Below are 18,669 nucleotides of genomic sequence, written 5' to 3' on the forward strand. Positions count from 1 at the left end.
GCCCGGGTTCGGAGCCGGTGCCGGTTCCGGTGCCGGTGCCCGCCGTCGGGCCGGTGGCGTCGGGGTCCGCGGCCGCCTGGGCCGCCGCGGAGCCGGTGTCGTCGACGGGGTCCCTGCGGACCCCGTCCTGACCTGCTGCACTCATGCGGTCCGACTCACCCGCCGGCGGGCAGTCCGGTGCGCGGCGCGGTCGCCAGGTGGTCGCCCACCCGCTTGACCATGAGGGTCATCTCGTACGCGACCTGGCCGACGTCGGAGTCCGCGTCCGCCAGGACGGCCAGGCAGCTGCCGTCGCCGGCGGCGGTCACGAAGAGGAACGCGTCCTCCAGTTCGACCACGGTCTGACGGACCTGGCCGGCGTCGAAGTGCCGGCCGACGCCCTTGGCCAGGCTGTGGAAGCCGGAGGCCACGGCGGCCAGGTGCTCGCCGTCCTCGCGGGTGAGCGCCTTGGAGCTGCCGGTGGCGAGGCCGTCCCCGGAGAGGACCACCGCCTTGCGGATGCTGCCGACCCGGTCGACCAGCTCGTCCAGGAGCCAGTTCAGGCGGCCGGCCTCGCGGGACGTGGCCTCGTGCGCTGCGGTCTTCGGTTCGGTCATCGACCGTCCCCCTCGGGTGTGTCTCGTCGTGCGGGGTGGCCGCCCTGCGGACGGCCATCGTGATGCGGGACGCCGGATTCCGGGTCCGCGGTTGCGCGACCTGCGGTTTTCCATCCGGCGGCCTGGTCGGTGCCGCCGTCCCGGCCTTCGTACGGGCCGCTGCTCGGGGCCCGGTACGGGTCCGCGTTCCGGCCGTCGTTCCGGTCGTGATTCCCGTCGTCGTTCGGGCCGTTGTTCGGGCCGTCGTTCCGGTCCTCGTTCTGGCGGCGGGCGGCGGTCCAGCCGCGCTGGAGGGCGGCCATGCGGCTGCGGACCTGGTCGGCGTCGCGGTCGTCGGCGAGGCCCGGGTCCACCCGACGGGCGGGGGCGTCCTTGAGCTGCGGGGCCAGGCTGGCCTGGCGGACGCGCCGGGGCAGGCCGCCGGCGGGCTCGGGGTCGCTGCCGCCCCGGTGGCCGCCCGCGCTGCCGTCGGGGTTGCCGTTGCCGTTCGAGCCGCCGTGGGCATTGGCGCTGCCGTTCGCGCTGCCGTTCTTGTTGCCGTGGCGGGCGGCGGACCCGGCGTCGTCGTCGGCCGGGCGCGGGACCACCGACACCGGCCGGGCGGCGACCCGGCGGCCGTGTTCGGCCACGAGGGTCGGCGGCCGGCGGCGGCGCGGGAGGGGCAGCGGGCCCCCGGGCGCGGTGTCCGGCTCGTCCGGTTCGGTGGCGCTCTCCAGGCGGACCGGGCCGGTGGGCCGGGCGCGTCCGGCGGTGCCGAGGAGGCCGCCGCGCGGGCTGCCGGTGCCCTCGAGCCCGGGCAGCGGGCCGAGGATGCCGGCCTCTTCGAGGCCGTCCAGGCCGAGCGGGCCCTCCAGTTCCACGGGGCCGTTCAGCGGGCGTCCGAGGACGGCCGGCGGGCCGGTCGGATCCTGGGCGGGTACGCCGGTGAGGCCGGGCCGCGGGGAGGCCGTACCGGCGGCGATGCCGCGGGCGCCGGACGTCCGCCCGGACGTGCCGATGCCCGGGGTGGCGCTGCGCGCGCTGCGGTCGGGCCCGTCGAGGCGGAACCCGACGCCGTTGGTGTCGGGGGCCTCGGTGAGCAGCTCGGCGGGCAGGAAGACGACCGCGGTGGTGCCTCCGTACGGGGAGGGCTGGAGGGAGACGCGGACGGACTGGCGGCGGGCGAGCCGGCTGACGACGAACAGGCCGAGCCGGTCGGTGTCGGAGAGTTCGAACTCGGGGGTCTCGGCGAGCCGCAGGTTCGCGTCGAGGAGCGCATCGGCGTTCATGCCGAGACCGCGGTCGTGGATCTCCAGCGTGAAGCCGTTGGCGACCCGCTCGCCGAGAACCTGGACGGCGGTGTGCGGGGGCGAGAACACCGTGGCGTTCTCCAGCAGTTCGGCCACGAGGTGGGTGACGTCGGCGACGGCCGGGCCGGTGATGCCGAGCCGGGGCAGCCGGCGGACCTCGATGCGCTCGTAGTCCTCGACCTCGGCCACGGCCGCCCGGACCACGTCCATCAGCTGGACGGGCTTGCGCCACTGCCGGGACGGAGCGGCGCCGGACAGGATGACCAGGCCTTCGGCGTGCCGGCGCATGCGGGTGGTCATGTGGTCGAGGCGGAAGAGGTCGGCGAGTTCCTCGGAGTCCTCGGTGCGCCGCTCCATCGCGTCGAGCAGGGTGAGCTGGCGGTGCAGGAGGACCTGGTTGCGGCGGGCGAGGTTGACGAACACCTCGGAGACGCCGCGGCGCATCGCGGCCTGCTTGACGGCGGCTTCGACGGCGGCACGCTGGAGGGTGTTCAGCGCCTGCCCGACCTGGCCGACCTCGTCCTTCTCGTACTCGAGGCGCGGTGCCTCGGTCTCCACGTCGACCTGCTCGCCGGCGGCGAGCCGGCGCATCACGGCAGGGAGGCGGACGCCGGAGACCTCGTGGGCCTCCTTGCGCAGCCGTGACAGGTCCCGGACGAGTTCGCGGCCGATCCGGACGGAGAGGAACACCGACAGGCCGAGCGCCAGGAAGCCGAGCACGCCCGCGACGGCGGCCTGGGCGAGGACCCCGAAGGCCACCGGCTCGACGCGCGCCTGGTAGCGGTCGCCGGCGGCGGTGCCCATCTCCGCCAGGTCGTGCAGGACCTTCTCGGAGGTGGTGTCCCAGGTGGTGTGGTCGACGGCGCGCGGGCGGCGGGTGGCGCCCTGCGCGAGGATCTTCTCCTCGGCGTCGCGCAGCGGCTGGGTGACCGGGCCGCGCCAGTACTCCTCGAACTCCTGCCGGTCCCGGGCCGGGAGGATGGCGAGGTTGGTCTCGTAGAGGAGCTTGCGGTTGGCGATGTAGTCGGAGAGCAGGCGGGCGTCCTGGCTGCTCACGCTGCGGGCCGCGAGGGCGGCGGCAACGACGGCGTCCTCGCGGGACAGGGTCTCGCGGGCGCGGGTGATGCCGACGAGGGCGCGGCCCTGCTTGTCCATCTCCACGTTCTCCAGGGCGTGGAGGTTCATGAGGAAGGCGTAGCAGGGGTCGACGAGCCGGTTGTAGAGCTCCAGCGCCTGGGCGGGCTCCAGTTCGGTGCGGTCGACGGCGCCGCGCAGGCCGTCGATGCCGTCGAGGGCCTCCATGATCGAGCGGAGGCGCTGGGCGGCGGCCGGGGAGAGCTCTTCGGTGACGTCGGGGTCGAGGGCGTCGACGCGGATGGCGTCGATCTCGCGGTCCGTGGCGGCGCGACGTTTCTGCAGCTCGTCGACGGCCGTGGAGGAGCGCGGGTCGCCCAGCACGACGAGGGTTTGCCGGCGTTCCTTCTGCAGGACGCGTACGACGTCCTCGATGGGGTAGCCCACCTTGCCTATGACGTACGCGACATCGAGGAGTTGGGCCGCTTCGCGGCCCGTGATGACGGTGGCGAAGCCCCAGAGGGCGGTGAGGGACACGAGCGGCACGACCAGCAGCGCCACGATCTTCCGGCGGATGGACTTCCCGCGAAAGCGCATGGCCTCCCCCAGCTCAACCCCCTTGTGCGGGGTCGGTGTTCCGTCAATAAACGGCGTGAGCCTACTACTGCGTCGGAGGCAACTCGAAGGCGTGTCCGGACGTTTTCAGCCGGGCACGCAGGCGAAGATCACCACTTGTCCGATACTTCCCGTCAGGAGCGGCCCGAAATGTGGCACATGACACCTCGTGGGGTGTCAGTTCACTCGATCAGGTGGATGGCTGGAAGTCTTCTCTCCGCGGGAATCCCGCGGAGCCGTCGTACGTCTTCTTCTACGGAGCACGAAACGCGGCATCGGGGAGCCGCAGGGTGGGGAGTGAGCGGACATGGGCAGGGAGCAGCAGCGCGGGGGCGGCGCCGGGAGCACGGCACGGGACGCGGAGGCGTACGGCTACCGCACCGGGGTGTCCTTCGGGTACGGGTTCCGGGACGCGGATCCGGCGGTGCGGCCGGCGGACGGGGCACGGCCGGTGCGGCCGGCGCAGTCGCTGTGGGTCGAGGAGCCGTTCGGGACGCGGCGGATGGCCGATCCGGTGCGGGAGGCGGCGGTGCGGGCGGTTCTGCTGGTGGCGGTGACGCTGATACAGGCGTCGGTGACCTTCCTCCTGACGGTGACCGGATCGTGGCTGGCCTTCCCGATGGTGCTCGGCTCGATCGCCGCGACGATGGTGGCCACGTGGGGGGTGCTCGACGTGTGGGTGACCCGCCAGACGTGGCACCAGCGCAACGGGGTGGTGTCGGTCCCGAGCAGCACGGCCCGCCGGCTGCGCCGTGAGCGCCGCCGGGCCCGCCGCGCAGCACGAATACGGCAACGCGGCGGGCAGCTGAGCGAGGCCTGACGGCGGCCCCGGTCAGGCCGGGGTGTCGGCCGGGTCCGCGGGCGCGGGCTGGTCGGGGATCGGGACCGCGGCGGCTGCCGGGGTCCGGTCCGGCGACGGGGCCTGCGGCGGGACCTGGGCCGGCACGGGGGTCTGCGCGGGGGTCTGGCTGCGGCGGAACATGCGGGTGGCGGTGATCTCGCCGTGGACCGTCTCGGCGGCCTCCGGGTCGGGCTGGGGCAGGCCGGGGCGCAGGTGCTCCTCCACGCTGATGTACTTCAGGCCGGCCCGCAGGTCCGCGTCGTTGCGCAGGCGGATGACGAGCGGGAACTCCGCGAGGGCCGTCGTGTCGAACAGGCCGGTCGTGTACAGCAGCTGGACGCCGAGCGCGTCCGAGACGGCCCGCTGGAGCTCCAGCAGGTACGTCGCGTTGGCCCGGCCGATCGGGTTGTCGAGGAACAGGGTGCCGGCGTGCCGGTGCCGTTCGCGGCCGCGGTCGTTGCTGCGCAGGGCGGCCATCGTGCAGTAGAGGGCGATGGCGGCGGTGAGCAGCTGGCCGCCGGAGAACACGTCGCCCATCTGGCCGACCGGCACCCGCTCGGCGCGCAGCACGGCGTCCGGCTTGAGGATCTCGACGGAGATGCCGCGCGGCTGGAGGGCGGCCTGGACACCGCGCAGGAGCAGGGACATGCCGTCGCGGCGGCCCTCGCCGAAGGAGGCGTTCTTCTTCACCGCGGAGCGGGTGGCCTCGTCGATGACCTCGCCGAGGCGTTCGGTGAGGGTGGCCTGGTCGGGCTCCTCGAAGCGGATGCGGAGGAACTCCTGGCCCGACCACTCCCCCAGACCTTCGGGGAGCTGGGAGAGCCGCTGCGCGGAGCGGAGGGTGGCCAGGGCGGACTCGACGAGGCCGCGCAGGCGGTCGACGATGCTGTCGCGGTTGCGTTCCAACTGCGCCAGCTCGTCTGTGAGGACGCGCAGCCGGGGGGCGAACGCGGCGGCCCAGGCCGCGGCGTGCTCCGGGATCGCGGAGGCGGGGAGTTCGCGGATCTGCTGGCGGGCCGGGGTGCGGACCTGCTCGTAGCGGGTGGCGTTGGCGTGCCGGACCAGGATGTCGCTCGCGTCGCGGACGGCGGACTCGGCGGCCGACAGGTCGGCGGAGCAGCCGCGCAGGGAGCGGCGGGTCTCGGCGGCGGACTGCCGGGCCTCTTCCAGGCTGCCCGGGTAGGGGCCGGCCTCCTGCTCCTCCTCGTCCTGCTGGTGGTTCTCGCGGAGCAGGTCGCGCAGGAGGGCGGCGGTCTCGTCGAAGCCGCCGGCGCCGTCCTCGGCGGTGCGGTGGGCGCGCAGCAGTTCGGCGTGGGCGGCCTTGGCGCTCTCCACGGCGCTGCTGTGGGCGGCGAGCTGGGCGGAGGCGGCCCGCAGCAGGGACTGCGCCTGCTCCACGTCCTCGGGGACGTGGTCCTCGGGCAGCTCGGTGTGGGCGTCGCCCTCGGACGGGGCCAGGCGTTCCGCTTCGCCGCGGAGCCGGCCGAGCTGCTCGCTGGCGGCGGTGGAGCGGGTCTCCAGCAGCTGGACCAGGGACTCGGCGCGGGCCGCGGCGGCCTGGCGGGACGGGCCGTCGGCGCCGTCGGTGCCTTCGAGGAGCTGGGCGGCGCGGGTGCGGACCTTGTTGGTGAGGCGGTCGAGTTCGGCGGTGGCGGCGCTCTCGTCGCTTTCGGCGCGGGCCTGTTCGGCGCGCAGGTCGGCGCCGACGCCGACCTTCTCGTACAGCTGGGAGGCGGCCCGGTAGGCCTCGCGGAGGGCCGGCAGGGCGGCCTTGGGCGCGGGGTCGGTGTCGTCGGGGAGCGGTTCGGGGGCTCCGGCGATCTCGGCGCGCTCGGCGCGCAGGGCGCGGGCGGTGCGGCGGGCGTCGTCGCCGGCGCGCTGGGCGGCGCGCCGGTCCTCGTCGGCGGCGCGGGCGCGCTCCAGGCAGGCTTCGGCGCGGGCTTCGGACTCGACGGCCTCGTCGGCGAGTTCCCTCAGGCGGGACTGCCAGCCGGCGCGTTCGCGCAGTCGGAAGGCGAGGCCGGCGAGGGCGTCGGCGGCGCGGCGGGCGCGCTGGGCGGCGTCCTGGCGTTCGTCGCGTACCCGGACGGTCTCGGCGGCGGCCTCGTCCGCCTCGGCGCGGGTGGTGCGGGCCTCGGCGAGTTCGGCCTCGGACTCCTGGGCGAAGGCGCGGGCGGCTTCGGCCGCGGTGGCGAGTTCGGTGAGGCGGCCGGCCGGGCAGCCGGTGCGCCAGGAGCCGAGCCGGGCGGCGAGGGCGCGGTCGCCGGCGAGGCGGGCGGCGAGGTCGCGGATCTCGGTGTCGCGGGCGGTTGCGCGGCTGCGCAGGGCCTGGCGTTCCTCGTCGGCGGCGTGCTCGTCGTGCATGGCCGGGTTGGGCGGGACGAGGAACACCGCGGTGTCGGAGGTGTCGGCGGCGGGGACCGGGGCCAGGAGGGCGGCCGCGGTGCCGACGGCGACGGCGGAGCGGGGCAGCAGGGCGGCGCTGCCGAGGACTTCGCGGGCCCGGCCGTGGGCGTCGGGGTCGGTGATGACCACGCCGTCGACGAGTTCGGGGCGGGCGGCGAGGACGGCCGCGTGGTCGGCGGGGGCCACGGCCTGGGCGAGGTAGCGCCAGCCGGGCAGGGCCGGGATGCCGTGCTCGCCGAGGTACTCGACGGTGGCGAGGACGTCGGGGCCGGGCGGCAGCAGGCCGCCGTCGCCGAGGGCGCCGAGGATGCGGGCGTCGTCGGCGGCCGCGGTGCGCAGGTCGAAGAGCTGGCGTTCGGCGGCGGTGACGCCGGTGTCGAGGAGGTCCTTGAGGTCGTCGGCGTTGCGGTCGAGGTCCTCGGCGGTGAGCGGTCCGGTGCCGTGGTCGGGGTCCGGGGTGGTGGGCAGGCCGAGGAGTTCGGCGAGCCGGGGGGCCTCGGCGAGGGAGCCGGCGGCGCGGTGCTCGGCCCGGTGGGCTGCTTCGGCGGCGTCCGCGGCGTCGGCGGCGCGGGCCGCGGTGAGCTCGGCGCGGGACTCGGCTGCGGCGGCTTCCCGGGCGGTCTCGGTGGTGCGGCGGGCGGCCTCGCGGGCTTCGTCCCAGGCGGCGACGGCGGTCTTCTCGGCGTCGCTGGCGGCGAGCGCGGCGCGGGCCGGGTCGGCGTCGGGCGCCGAGTCGTCGAGCCAGCCGGCCCGGACGGCTTCGGCGGTCTCCTGCTCGACCTCGGCGAGGCGCTGGCGCAGGTGGTCGGCTTCGCTGCGGGCGCGCTGGGCGCCGGTCGCGGCGGCGGTGGCGTCGCGGTGGGCGGCCTCGGCGGCCTCCTGGAGGGCGGCGGAGCGCTCCTCCTCCTCGTTGGCGAGGCGTTCGCCGTCCTCGGCCGCGGTGTGCAGGGCGCGTACCAGGTCGGCGGCGGCGGTGGCGCGGGCGGCCAGGGCGGGGGCGGCGTCCCGCTCGGCCTCGCGGATCGCGGCGGCGACCCGGGCCGAGCGGTCGGCGGCGGCGCGGTGGCGCAGCACTGCTTCGGCGGCCTGCCAGGCGGCGTAGAGGGTGCGGGCGTCGGCGAGTTCGCGCTTCTGGGCGGCGGCGGCCTTCTCGGCGACGCCGAGGGCCAGCGAGGCGTGCCGGTAGGCGAGTTCGGCGGCGATCAGGGAGCTGCGGCCGCGGGCGCTCTCGGCTTCGGTGACCTGGTGGGCGGCCGTGGTGACCTGCTGGGCGAGTTCGGTGGCGCGGCCGCGTTCCGCGGCGGCGCGGGCGGACAGCCGGCGGGCCAGGCTGCGGGTGCGGCGTTCGGCGCCCGCGTGCACGTCGCGGGTGCGGGCGCGGGTCTGTGCCGCGTCGGCGATGCGGTGGAGCAGGTCGACGGAGCCGGCGGTGAAGTCGCGTTCGGCCATCAGCTCGGCGCGGCGGCCGAGCTTGTTGCCGAAGCCGTGGACGAGGTCGGCGAGACCGTCGGTGTCACGGGTGTCGGTGACGGCGCGCAGCAGCAGGTCGGTGAAGTCGGAGTCCTTCTTCACCGCGAAGAGGCCGGCGGCCTCGCCTTCGTCGGCGTTCATCTCGCGCTGGTAGCGGAAGAGTTCGGGGTCGAGTCCGAGGTCGCCGAGGTGTTCGTTCCAGCGGTCGTGGATCTCTTCCCAGTACACGTCGAGGTGCGGGTAGACCTTGGCCGCTTCGGTGACGGCGTCGCGGAAGCCCTTCATGGTGCGGCGCCGGCCCTGGGCGCCGGAGGTGCCTTCGGCGGCGGGGCGTACGGAGGTGGCCTCGGCGACGGGCAGGGAGTCGAGGCTGAGTCCGGGGCCGGGGCGGAAGGAGTACCAGGCCTCGGCGAACTTGCGCGGGTCGTTGGAGACCTGGCGGCCGCGCCATTCGCTGACCTTGCCGACGACGACGCACTCGCCGGTCCGGGTGTGCTGCCATTCCAGGGCGACGTGGCCGCAGTCGTCGGCGAGGAGGAACTTGCGGAGCACGCCGGAGCTGGCGCCGCCGAGGGTGTTGCGGTGGCCGGGGAGCATGACCGAGAAGATCAGCTTGAGGAGGACGGACTTGCCGCCGCCGTTCTCCAGGAAGAGCACGCCCGCGGGGGCCGGCCGGCGCGGCGGGCCGGTGGGCTCGTCCTCGAAGAACTCCGCCTGGGTGGGCGCCGGGTGGGGCACCGGCTCGCCGACGCCGCGCAGGTCGAGCACGGTGTCGGCGTAGCGGGCTCCGGCGGGACCGATGGAGTAGAGGCGGATCCGGGACAGCTCGTACATGGCGGCGGACTCTCGTGGTGTTTCGGGAACGGCGTGGGGGCGGGGCGGGGCCCGGGGGTCAGGCGTGGAACGGGAGGCCGGCGTCGGCGGCCAGTTCCAGGTCGTCTCCCTCGGGCGGCGGCAGCAGGCTTGCCGTGCCGTCGGTCACGGGGACCACGCCGAGTTCGAGGAGTTCGGCCATCGCCGCGCTGCCGGCCATGTCGCGGACCTGGAGCTGGTAGCGGGCGGTGGTGCGGTAGGTGCCGCCGGCGTCGTCGCCGGTGCGCTGGAGGAAGCCGGAGTCGGTGAGGAAGGCGACGGCCTTGCCGACGATGCCGGTGGTGGAGCCGGCGAGGCGGCGGGCGTCCTTGGTGGCGCCGGTGGCGCTGCGGCGGGCGTAGACCCGCCAGGCGGCCTCCAGGCCGGGGGCGTCGGAGGCCGGGTCGGTGTTCTCGCCCTGCTCGGCGGCGCGTTCTTCGAGCCGGCGGCAGGTCTGGCGGACGAACGCGTCGACGCCGTTGACGGTGATGCGGCCGATGTAGCCGTCGTCGGCGAGGTCCTCGGGGCGGGGGAAGGCGAGGGCGGCGACGGCGAGGTGGGCCAGGCCGTGCAGGAAGCGGTCGCCGGAGTCGGCGGCGGTGCGGCGGGCGTAGTCGCCCATGCGGACGGCGAAGACGGAGTCCTCGCCGGCGGCGACGGCCATGCCGGCGCGGGTGGAGACCTCCAGGACCACGAGGCCGAGGCCGGTGGCGACGGCGTCGGTGAGGCGGCCGAAGGCGGGCTCCTCGCGGTAGCGGCGGAGGAGTTCGGCGTACTCGGCGTCGCGGGCGGGCAGCAGCTTGGGCTGGAGTCCGAACGCGACGAGCCGGGCCGCGTCGGCGGCGTCGGCGGGTGTCAGGGCCGCGGCCGGGTGGGCGGGGCCGGCCGGTGCGGGCCCGGCGGGCGCCGTCTCGGGCTCGCTCCACGCGGGGTGCTCGGCGTGGTGGTCGCTCACGGCTGGGACTCCTTGGCTGTACGGGCGGTGCCGGTGGTACGGGCGGTACGGGTGCGGGGTGCGGCGGGGGTGCGGGCGGCGGCGTGGGCGGCGGGCGGGCGGCCGGGCCGGGTGGTCATGCCGCCTCCGTGCGGTCCGCGGCCATGCCGGCCGCATCGAGGAGGGCCGTGCCGACGATGAGGTCGGCGCCGCCGAACTCCGGGTCGTCGAGCACGGTGCCGTCGTCCACGGCGAACAGGAGGCGTTCCTCGCCCTGGCGGTAGGCGGTGCCGACGGCGGGGCTGGCCGCGTGGACGGCGAGCAGGGCCACGAGGTACGGCAGGTCGGGGTCGCGGCGGCGGGCGTCGGCGAGCAGGCCGGACAGCCGGCGGGGCGCGTCGTGCGGCAGGTCGAGGAGTTCCATGGCGGCGGCGAGCTGCCCTTCGCTGAACCGGCTGTCGTCGGGGGTGGCGACGAGGTCCGGCTCGGGCATCTCGGCGCCGAGGTGCTCGCGCTCCAGCGGCGGGGTGAGGAGTATCTCGACGAGGTCGGCGACGCGCACCGAGACGGGGGTGCGCAGGCCGGTGCCGGCGGCGAAGAAGGCGTCGGTGACGCGGGTGGCGTGCTCCAGTGGCAGCGGCAGGACGGGCGCGACGAGCTGCCCGTACAGGTCGATGCCGGAGCGGGCGGCGGGGGTGGCGAAGGCCTGCCGGTCCTGTTCGGCGCGGAACAGCGGGCCGGCCTCCAGGAGCCGGGACTGGAGCTGGGTGTGGCGGCGGATGCAGTCCTTGACGATGTCGACGAGCTCGGCGGCGCGCCGCTTGTGCTCGGGGTCCTCGGCCTCGTCGCGGGCCTTGCGGATGTTGGTGAGGATCGCGTTCTCGTGGCGGTAGCGGTCGGCCACGTGGTCGAGGGCCTCGGCGATCATGTCGGGTACGGCCTGCAGCCAGTCCACGGCGCGGACGTTGCGCCGGGTGGCGTCGAGGGTCTTGCGGAGGGTTTCGGCGTACTGCACGGTCCGGTAGCGGGCCTGTTCGGCGGCGAGCTGGGCGTCGGCGAGCCGGCCCCGGCTGATCAGGACCTCGAGTTTCACCTCGGCGGCGATCTGGGCGCTGGTGACGTCGGTGTCGAGGGCGCCGACGAGGACGTTGACGGCTTCGTCGGTGGTGCGCAGGTAGACGGTGCCGCCGTGGCCGGGGACCTCTTCGACGAGTTTGAAGTCGTAGTCGCGGCGGACGTAGACGCCGTCGGGGCCGAAGGTGCCGTAGATCGCGCGGAAGCCGCGGTCGACGCTGCCGACGTTGATCAGGTTCTCCATGACCCAGCGGGCGACGCGCTCGTGCTCGGCGGCGGGGCGCTGCGGGGCCTGGGCGGCGACGCGGGGCAGCAGCCGGGTCACGACGTGCTCGTGGTCGGCGCCGGTGTCGAAGTCCATGTTGAGCGTGACCAGGTCGATCGCGGCGAGCGCGACCTCGGCCATGGCGTACACGCCGTATTCGCCGGCGAGGTTGGCCTTGCGCACGTCGAGGTCGTGCAGGGGGGCGGTGCAGGCGAGGGCGCGCAGCCGCCGGGCCAGGCCCTCGTCGGCGGCCGGGCCCGGCGCCGGGGAGGGTGCGGTCTTGGCCGGGGCAGGAATGGTCACGACGGAAAGATTAGGCGGTCGCACGGACAACGACCCAAACGCGATGGTTCGTCCCGGGCGGGCGCGGGGCCCGGCCGGGGCCGGGATGCGGCTGCTGTCCTACGCTCACGCCATGGCACCTGTGATCGATCTCAATGCCGACCTGGGCGAGGGCTTCGGCCGCTGGACGCTCACCGACGACGAGGCGTTGCTGTCCGTGGTCACCAGCGCCAACGTGGCGTGCGGTTTCCATGCCGGTGACCCGTCGACGATGCGGCGGGTGTGCGGGCTGGCGGCGGAGCGCGGGGTGCGGATCGGGGCGCAGGTGTCGTACCGGGACCTGGCGGGCTTCGGGCGGCGCGCGATGGACGTGCCGGCGCGGGAGCTGGCGGACGAGGTGGCGTACCAGATCGGGGCGCTGGAGGTGTTCGCCCGGGCGGCCGGGGCGCGGGTGTCGTACGTGAAGCCGCACGGGGCGCTGTACAACCGGACGGTGCGGGACGCGGAGCAGGCGGCGGCGGTGGTCGCGGGGGTGCGGCTGGCGGGCGGGGAGCTGCCGGTGCTGGGGCTGCCGGGGTCCGAGCTGCTGGCGGCGGCCGGGGCGGCGGGGCTGGTGGCGGTGCCGGAGGCGTTCGCGGACCGGGCGTACACGGCGGCGGGCACGCTCGTGCCGCGGGGCGAGCCGGGGGCGGTGCTGGTGGACGCGGAGGCGGTGCTGGCGCAGGCGCTGTCGCTGGCGCGGACGGGGACCGCGGCGGCCGCGGGCGGCGGCACGGTGAGCGTGCCGGGCCGGTCGCTGTGCCTGCACGGGGACACGCCGGGGGCGGCGGTGCTGGCGGCGCGGGTGCGCCGGGGGCTGGCGGCGGCCGGGGTGACCGTGGCGGCGTTCACGTGAGCGTGCGGGTGCTGCGGGTGGGGGCGTCGGCGCTGCTGCTGGAGCTGGGGTCGGGGGCGGAGGCCGGGGCCTGGCACGCGGAGCTGCTGCGGCGGCGGGACGCGGGCGAGCTGGGGGCCGTGCGGGAGGTGGTGCCGGCGGCGCGGACGGTGCTGCTGGACGGGGTGGCCGACCCGGCGGGGCTGGCGGCCCGGCTGGAGCGGTGGGAGGTGCCGGCGCTCGCGGCGGCCGCGGGGCCGCTGGTGACGGTGCCGGTGCGGTGGGACGGGCCCGACCTGGCGGAGGTCGCCGGACTCTGGGGGGTGTCGTCGGCGGAAGTGGGGCGGATCGTGGCGGGTACGGAGTTCCGGGTGGCTTTCTGCGGCTTCGCGCCGGGCTTCGGGTATCTGACGGGGCTGCCGGAGCGGCTGCAGGTGCCGCGGCGGGCCACGCCGCGGACGGCGGTGCCGGCCGGGTCGGTGGCGCTGGCGGGCCCGTACGCGGGCGTCTATCCGCGGTCCTCGCCCGGTGGCTGGCGGCTGATCGGGTCGACGGACGCGGTGCTGTGGGATCCGGAGCGGGAGCCGGCGGCGCTGTTGGCGCCGGGGGCCCGGGTGCGGTTCGAGGAGGCGCGGTGACGGTGCTGGAGGTGGTGCGGCCGGGGGCGCTGACCACGGTGCAGGACCTGGGGCGGCCGGGCTGGGCGCATCTGGGGGTGCCGCATTCGGGGGCCCTCGACCTGCCGGCGCACCGGCTCGCGAACCGGCTGGCGGGCAATCCCGCCGGGGCGGCGACGCTGGAGACGACGGTGGACGGGGTGGCGCTGCGGGCCGTGGGCGGGGCGGTGACGGCCGTGGTGACGGGGGCGCCGTGCCCGGTGCGGGTGGCGGGGCGGCCGGCGGCCTGGGGAGCGCCGGTACGGGTGCCTGCGGGGGCGGTGCTGGACGTGGGGCGGGCCTCGGCCGGGCTGCGCAGCTATGTGGCGGTGCGCGGGGGTGTGGACGTGCCGGCGGTGCTGGGGAGCCGGTCTTGCGACCTGCTGTCGGGGCTGGGGCCGGGGCCGGTGGCGGCGGGCGCGGTGCTGCCGGTGGGGGCGGCCGGGGCGGGGGCCGGGGCCGGGGCGGACGTGGTGCCGGTGGGCGGACCGCCGGCGGAGCTGCTGCTGCCGCTGCTTCCGGGGCCGCGGGCGGACTGGTTCGCGGCGGATGCGCCGCGCCTGCTGGGGCGGGCGGTGTACCGGGTGTCTCCGGCGAGCAATCGGATCGGGTTGCGGGTGGAGGGGCCGGGGGTGGAGCGGGTGCGTACGGATGAGCTGCCGAGTGAGGGCATGGTCCTGGGGGCCGTCCAGGTCCCGCCGGACGGGCTGCCGGTGGTGTTCCTGGCCGATCATCCGGTCACGGGCGGGTACCCCGTCATCGGCGTGGTCCCGCCCGCCGCCCTGGCTGCCGCGGCCCAGGCCGTTCCCGGCACGCCGGTCCGTTTCCTGCCGGCGCGCTGAGCCCCGCCCGACGGGGCTCCGCCCCGGACCCCGGTCCTCACACGCCGGACGAGCTGGATGGGCCTGGCCGGGCGTGTCCGGTCGGCCCGGCGAGCGTGTCCGGCCCGGCAGGGGCTCCGCCCGGGCCGGATGCGGCGTCTCGGGCCTCGGCGGCGTTCGAAGCAGGGGGTCAGGGGCGGAGCCCACGGGTTTTCGGGCTCGGCGGCGTTACATCGGGTGGGGGTCGGGGGTGATGCGGCTGCGGACGGCGGACTGGACGTCCTCCTCCTCCGCCGGATCGGCGGCGAGGCGGCGGAGCCGGTCGACCACGCGCACGTCACCGGTCGCGGCATGCCGCGCGGCGACCTCGCGGGTCGTCTCCTCGCAGTCCCACAGGCACTCGACCGCGAACCCCGCCGCGAAGGACGGGTCAGTGGCCGCGAGCGCCCGTGCGGTGCGGCCGCGCAGGTGGGACGAGGAGGTCTCGCGGTAGACGTGCCGCAGCACGGGCGCCGCGCAGCCCACGGAGAGCCGGCAGGCGCCGTCCACGAGCGCGTACAGCCCGGCCGCGTCGGGCCCTTCGGCCCGTACGGACTCCCGCAGCGCGCCCAGCACCAGCGGCGCGTCCTCGGCCCCGCCCCGGGTGGCGAGGGTCCGCCCGGCGGCGGCGCCGAGCGCGTCGGGGCGGTGGATCCAGGCCCGGGCCCGGTCGAGCGCGGCCTCGCCGCACATCCGCTCGTAGGCGGCGACGACCGCGTCGTCGTCGGCCGCGGCTTCGATGAGGTCGAGGACCGCCGGGTTCTCCGGCTCGGCCACGACCAGGTGGTGCAGGGCGGTGGCGCGGGCGGCCGGTCCGGCCGCTCCGGCGGCCGCGGCGAGGATCTCGCCCCGGTCCTCGGGTCCGGCCACCGCGGCCAGACAGCGGGCGGCGGGCACGTGCAGCGGGGTGCCCCGCCGCAGTCCGTCCTCGGCCCACTCGAACACGGCCTGGACGCCCCAGCCGGGCCGCGGGCCGGACGGGGTCAGCTGGCGCTGCCAGCGGTCGAAGGAGCCTTGCTCCCGGGCGGTCCGGAGGCGCTCGCCGTGGGCGGCGGTCTCCTCCCACAGGCGCCACGGCCGGGGTTCGTAGGCGTCCCGTACGGCGGCGGCCAGCCGCGCCTCGCCCTCGGGGGTGGCGGGGAAGCGGGCCAGGACCGGTCCGGCGAGACCGCGCAGCCCGGCGTCGTCGTCGCGCAGGGCGAGCTCGTCGAGGGCCCAGGCCCAGTTGGCCCCGGACGCGGCGTAGCGGCGCAGCAGCCGCAGGGCGTCCTCGCGGCCGTAGGCGGCCAGGTGGCCGAGGACGGACAGGGCGAGCCCGGTCCGCGCGTCGGAGTCGTCGAGCAGGTCGTCCGCGCAGAACAGGTGCTCCTCGATGCCGGCGAGGTCGCCGGCGAGGTCGAGGTAGAGGCGGGCGTAGTACAGGGAGCGGTTCTCGACCTGCCAATCGCGGCGGGGGTCGCGCACCACGCACTGGTTCACGGCGTCGAGCGCTTCCGCGCGCGGCGCTGCGAGGGCGTGCAGCGTGCCGTCGCCGCGGCCTCTCTGCAGGAGGCCGAGCAGGGTACCGCTCGGCGCTATGACTGGTTCGAACATGGGAATGGCCTCAAATCAAGCTGGGGACGCAACCGGGAATCGGAATTCACGTGGCCGCGTAACAGCATGTCGGGGCGCCCGCCGTCGTCTTCCGCTCGATGTAGACCATTGTCTTCTCTCTCTCGTCGGTGACCGGAGCTCCCCCGTACCCCGTACTTCGGGGTGCTCTCCGGATCCGTCGCCATGATGGACCAGCCGGTTTGTGCACCGCGACCAGATTTATGGCCCGGCCTGCGGCGCAGCGTCCTGCAGGGGGCTCACTCGGCCCCGAACAGCTCCAGCAGATCGGCCTTCCCGAACATCCGGGCCGTGTCCACGGCGGAGGGCGTGCCCGCCTTCGGGTCGGCGCCGCCGTCGAGGAGGGCGCGGATGACGTCCTGCTGCCCCTTGAAGACGGCTCCGGCCAGCGGCGTCTGGCCCCGGTCGTTGGCGCGGTCGGCCTCGGCGCCGCGGGCCAGCAGGGCGGTGACGGCCGCAGCGTGGCCGTGGTAGGCGGCGAGCATGACGAGGGTGTCGCCGCGGTCGTTGGTGAGGTTGGCCGGGACGCCCGCGTCGACGTACGCCGCGAGGGCCTCGGCGTCACCCTGCCGGGCGAGGTCGAAGATCTTGGTGGCCAGCTCCACCACGTCCGCGTCGGGGCCCTCGGAGCCCGGGGTCTGCGGTGCGTGCTGCTCACTCATGGGACGTGCCGCCTTTCGCCTCTGTCGCGCCTGTGTGTCGGAGTCTCCCCAGGCCGGGCGGGCATGGGGCAGTACGGCACTGCGTCCGTACGGGTGAATCGACAGGGTACTGCCCGTCCCGGGACATGCCAGGCCTGGCCGGAGGTAAAGATCAGGCCGGATCACCCGCCCGCCCACCGCGCCAGTCGTACTGCGCCGGTCAAGTGAAAACAGTCTGGATTCACCCGTATGCACCTTTTATCGCATTGATACTTGCTGTGAGCCTGGAAGGACTCATGGTGACTGTCCCCACCAACCAGGAGAACTTCCGATGGTCCTCAACATCTCGGGCGTGGTGCTGCTCGGCATCATCTGCTTCCTCTTCTTCCGCAAGGACGGAATGAAGCTGTCGCACGCCTTCGTCTGCGCCCTGTTCGGCTTCTTCCTCGCGGGCTCCGCGATCGCGCCGAGCATCACGGCCAGTACCGCGAGCATCGCCTCGCTCCTCGGTGGCATCAAGCTCTGATCCCGCCCGCTCGACCCGACAACTCCAGGAGACGCCCGTGGCCCGGCGACCACTCCCCCGCATCCTCACCAGCGGTACCGTTTCGCTGGCCCGGGGCCGCGAGTTCGCTCGTACGGCCGCCGACAGTGCCACGGACGTCATCCATCCGCTCCTGACCATCGGGCGCGGCCTGCGTCTGCTGGCCGCGGCCGGCCGGCGCGCCTGGTCCGCGACCCCGAAGGACCGGCGCGGCCCCACCCTGTTCCTCGCGGCGGCGGCCGTGCTGGCCGTCGCCCTCGTCCCGTACGGCCCCGCCCTGGCCCTCGCCGCGCTGACGGCGGCGGCCGCCTGGCGGGGCCGCGACCGCACACCCGTACGGACCGGCCCGGGCGAGGCGGAGACCGAGCGGCTGACCGCGCTGTACGAGGCGCTGGTGCCGTACTTCTCGCTGCCCGAGGACCCCAACCCGCTCTACGCGCACGGCGGCGAATGGCAGAAAGCGCTGGCGGACCACGCCTTCGACGAGGCGGGCCGGATCAGCCGGCTGCGGATCCGCTACCCCGCGTACTTCACCGACGGCGAACCCGCGTCCCGGGCCCGGATCGAGCAGCTGCTGCACGCCAAGGCGGGCCGCGGCCGCGAGTACCTGTTCGTCTGGCACGAGGAGGAGAACCACCTCGACCTGAGCGTGCTGCCGGCCCTGCCGACGGGCATCACCGCCCAGCGCTTCGTCACCGGGCCCGGCGAGACCGTGCTCGGCTTCACCGATCCCACGACCGTGCAGCGGACCCTGCCCGTGCTGGTCGGCGAGGAGGCCCGGGACGTGCCGGCGGTGCTGTGGCGCACCGGCGCCCGGTCCGCCGAACCGCACCTGCTCGCCGTGGGCCAGCCCGGCAGCGGCACCTCTTCGCTGCTGCGTTCCCTGGCCCTGCAGGCGCTGCGACAGGGGGACGTGCTGGTGGTGGAGGGCGGCGGGCACGGCGAGTACGCGTTCCTGACCGGCCGGCCCGGGGTGCTGGCGGTCGAGTGCGGGCTGACGGGGGCGCTGGCGACGCTGGAGTGGGCGGCGAACGAGACCGAGCGGCGGCTGGTCGCCGCGAACCGGGCCCGGCAGGCGGGCCTTCCGGCGCCTGAGGACACCCGGCGGCCGCTGTGGATCCTGCTGGACCGGCCGGGCGTGCTGGGACACCTGGCGGCGGCCGACGGCCGGCCCGGGCCGCTCCCCCTGCTGCAGGTTGCGCTGCGGCACGGGCGGGACGTGAACGTCACGGTGGTGGTGGCGGAGCAGTTCGACCACCTGGAGCTGCTCGGCGACGCCGTGTTCGCGCACACGCGGGCCCGGGTGGTGCTCGGTCCCGCGTCGTTCGCGCAGATCGCGGCCGTGCTGGGCGAGCCGCCGCGCACCACGCCGGCGGGCGAGGTGCCGGCGGGGCGCGGGTACGCGCGGCTCGGCACCGGGCCGGTGCACCGGCTGCAGGTGCCGGCCACGCCGGATCCGTACGACGAGACGGTGGGCGGGGGGCAGCGGGAGGCGGTGCTGGCGTTGGTGCCGGAACGTCCGCCGGTGCCGGACGTTCCTGCCGCGTCGGCGGAGCTTCCCGGGCCCGCCGTCACCAAGCTCCCCCGCTGACGCCGCGCGTCCCGTCGCCAGGACCCCCGCCACGCCGTTTCGGGGCTCCGCCCCGGACCCGGTCCTCAATCACCGGACGGGCCGGCTTCGCCCCGCCGGGTCCGCCCGCCCGGCAGGGGCTCCGCCCCCACACCCCCGGTCCTCAAACGCCGGACGGGCTCGATTCCCCCGGGGCTCCGGCCTGCGGGAATCCA

Annotated in this window: 14 protein-coding genes; 6 read left to right on the forward strand and 8 right to left on the reverse strand. The window is 75.9% G+C overall.

Translation table 11 applies throughout. The features are described 5' to 3' along the window. Positions 1–155: 155 nt before the first annotated feature. Entirely contained in the window at positions 156–596 is a 441-nt protein-coding gene (locus tag LG634_RS10370; RefSeq protein WP_226733406.1) for a roadblock/LC7 domain-containing protein, read from the reverse strand. Further along, positions 593–3,556, reverse strand: coding sequence for a sensor histidine kinase (locus LG634_RS10375; RefSeq protein ID WP_226733407.1), 2,964 nt, complete (start codon positions 3,554–3,556; stop codon positions 593–595). The genes LG634_RS10370 and LG634_RS10375 overlap by 4 nt, the downstream gene beginning before the upstream one ends. A 325-nt stretch (positions 3,557–3,881) precedes the next feature. Between LG634_RS10375 and LG634_RS10380 the strand changes: the two genes are divergently transcribed. Then, positions 3,882–4,394 (forward strand): hypothetical protein, encoded by a 513-nt coding sequence (locus LG634_RS10380; RefSeq protein WP_226733408.1) that lies wholly within the window; start codon positions 3,882–3,884, stop codon positions 4,392–4,394. A gap of 12 nt (positions 4,395–4,406) precedes the next feature. Here LG634_RS10380 and LG634_RS10385 read toward each other — a convergent pair whose 3' ends face one another. From LG634_RS10385 to LG634_RS10395, 4 genes are read right to left on the reverse strand one after another with little or no spacing between them, the layout of a single operon-like run. After that, entirely contained in the window at positions 4,407–9,125 is a 4,719-nt protein-coding gene (locus LG634_RS10385) for a hypothetical protein (protein ID WP_226733409.1), read from the reverse strand. A 58-nt stretch (positions 9,126–9,183) separates the two neighbouring features. Continuing rightward, positions 9,184–10,098, reverse strand: a complete 915-nt coding sequence (locus LG634_RS10390; RefSeq protein ID WP_226733410.1) for a hypothetical protein — start codon at positions 10,096–10,098, stop codon at positions 9,184–9,186. Continuing rightward, positions 10,095–10,217 carry a hypothetical protein gene (locus LG634_RS37810; protein WP_264202958.1) on the reverse strand — a complete coding sequence of 41 codons (123 nt, stop codon included), beginning with the start codon at positions 10,215–10,217 and terminating at the stop codon, positions 10,095–10,097. The genes LG634_RS10390 and LG634_RS37810 overlap by 4 nt, the downstream gene beginning before the upstream one ends. Continuing rightward, on the reverse strand, positions 10,214–11,719 hold the full coding sequence (locus LG634_RS10395; RefSeq protein ID WP_226733411.1) for a hypothetical protein: 1,506 nt from the start codon (positions 11,717–11,719) through the stop codon (positions 10,214–10,216). The genes LG634_RS37810 and LG634_RS10395 overlap by 4 nt, the downstream gene beginning before the upstream one ends. 121 nt (positions 11,720–11,840) lie before the next feature. Here LG634_RS10395 and LG634_RS10400 point away from each other — a divergent pair, with 121 nt between their 5' ends. The 3 genes from LG634_RS10400 to LG634_RS10410 are packed head-to-tail and all read left to right on the forward strand — an operon-like array spanning position 11,841 to position 14,070. Further along, a complete protein-coding gene (locus LG634_RS10400; RefSeq protein ID WP_226733529.1) occupies positions 11,841–12,593 on the forward strand; it encodes a LamB/YcsF family protein in 753 nt (250 codons plus the stop codon). 2 nt (positions 12,594–12,595) lie between these two features. Continuing rightward, complete coding sequence (locus tag LG634_RS10405) at positions 12,596–13,210, forward strand: 5-oxoprolinase subunit B family protein (RefSeq protein ID WP_226733530.1); 615 nt, start codon at positions 12,596–12,598, stop codon at positions 13,208–13,210. Next, complete coding sequence (locus tag LG634_RS10410) at positions 13,207–14,070, forward strand: 5-oxoprolinase subunit C family protein (protein ID WP_226733412.1); 864 nt, start codon at positions 13,207–13,209, stop codon at positions 14,068–14,070. The genes LG634_RS10405 and LG634_RS10410 overlap by 4 nt, the downstream gene beginning before the upstream one ends. A 207-nt stretch (positions 14,071–14,277) precedes the next feature. On the opposite strand, the gene LG634_RS10415 is transcribed toward LG634_RS10410, so the two are convergent. Continuing rightward, positions 14,278–15,681, reverse strand: coding sequence for a HEAT repeat domain-containing protein (locus tag LG634_RS10415; protein ID WP_226733413.1), 1,404 nt, complete (start codon positions 15,679–15,681; stop codon positions 14,278–14,280). 257 nt (positions 15,682–15,938) lie between these two features. Beyond that, a complete protein-coding gene (locus LG634_RS10420; protein ID WP_226733414.1) occupies positions 15,939–16,361 on the reverse strand; it encodes an ankyrin repeat domain-containing protein in 423 nt (140 codons plus the stop codon). Positions 16,362–16,671: 310 nt separating this feature from the next. Between LG634_RS10420 and LG634_RS10425 the strand changes: the two genes are divergently transcribed. Together LG634_RS10425 and LG634_RS10430 are read left to right on the forward strand one after the other, a co-directional pair. Further along, positions 16,672–16,866, forward strand: a complete 195-nt coding sequence (locus LG634_RS10425) for a hypothetical protein (protein WP_226733415.1) — start codon at positions 16,672–16,674, stop codon at positions 16,864–16,866. A 37-nt stretch (positions 16,867–16,903) separates the two neighbouring features. Further along, complete coding sequence (locus LG634_RS10430; RefSeq protein ID WP_226733416.1) at positions 16,904–18,475, forward strand: hypothetical protein; 1,572 nt, start codon at positions 16,904–16,906, stop codon at positions 18,473–18,475. Positions 18,476–18,669: the final 194 nt, after the last annotated feature.

It is taken from the genome of Streptomyces bambusae (genome assembly GCF_020532645.1).
Lineage (GTDB): Bacteria > Actinomycetota > Actinomycetes > Streptomycetales > Streptomycetaceae > Streptomyces > Streptomyces bambusae.

What these genes read in the sequence shown, in the direction of transcription:
- LG634_RS10370 (WP_226733406.1), bottom strand. Translation starts at nt 596, where the DNA reads ATGACCGAACCGAAGACCGCAGCGCACGAGGCCACGTCCCGCGAGGCC.
- LG634_RS10375 (WP_226733407.1), bottom strand. Translation starts at nt 3,556, where the DNA reads ATGCGCTTTCGCGGGAAGTCCATCCGCCGGAAGATCGTGGCGCTGCTG.
- LG634_RS10380 (WP_226733408.1), top strand. Translation starts at nt 3,882, where the DNA reads ATGGGCAGGGAGCAGCAGCGCGGGGGCGGCGCCGGGAGCACGGCACGG.
- LG634_RS10385 (WP_226733409.1), bottom strand. Translation starts at nt 9,125, where the DNA reads ATGTACGAGCTGTCCCGGATCCGCCTCTACTCCATCGGTCCCGCCGGA.
- LG634_RS37810 (WP_264202958.1), bottom strand. Translation starts at nt 10,217, where the DNA reads ATGACCACCCGGCCCGGCCGCCCGCCCGCCGCCCACGCCGCCGCCCGC.
- LG634_RS10415 (WP_226733413.1), bottom strand. Translation starts at nt 15,681, where the DNA reads ATGTTCGAACCAGTCATAGCGCCGAGCGGTACCCTGCTCGGCCTCCTG.
- LG634_RS10420 (WP_226733414.1), bottom strand. Translation starts at nt 16,361, where the DNA reads ATGAGTGAGCAGCACGCACCGCAGACCCCGGGCTCCGAGGGCCCCGAC.
- LG634_RS10425 (WP_226733415.1), top strand. Translation starts at nt 16,672, where the DNA reads ATGGTCCTCAACATCTCGGGCGTGGTGCTGCTCGGCATCATCTGCTTC.